This is a genomic window from Aquabacterium sp. A08 (assembly GCF_011742065.1).
The window spans coordinates 1-324 of sequence record NZ_JAAQQT010000307.1 but is presented as its reverse complement, the minus strand read 5'-3'; the positions used below and the strand labels follow the sequence as shown (position 1 = coordinate 324).

At 71.6% G+C, this 324-nt stretch carries 1 protein-coding gene; it reads left to right on the top strand.

The genetic code is table 11. The features are described from left to right. On the top strand, window positions 1-208 hold a 208-nt coding region (locus tag HA630_RS01730; protein ID WP_166832175.1), incomplete at its 5' end, for a sulfur carrier protein ThiS. Window positions 209-324: the final 116 nt, after the last annotated feature.

Genomic DNA, 324 nt, shown 5'->3' with positions numbered 1-324 from the left:
GCCGCCCGCCGCCCGCTACAACCAGATCGCGCTGGACCTGGCGCCCGGTACCACCGTGAGCCAGGTGATCGAGGCCCACGCCCTGCCGCCCAAGCTGGTGCACCTGGTGCTGATCAATGGCCACTTTGTGCCGCCCGAGGCGCGGGCCGACCGTGCCCTGATCGACGGCGATGTGCTGGCCATCTGGCCGCCCATCGCCGGCGGCTGAGGCGCGCGGCATGCAGTCGGCCTACGCCGAATCGTTTGTGCGCGACATGGGTTGCACCCCCCAGGAATGGCTGGGGTGGTTGCCCGAGGCCGTGGGGCCACACCCGTGGACGCTGG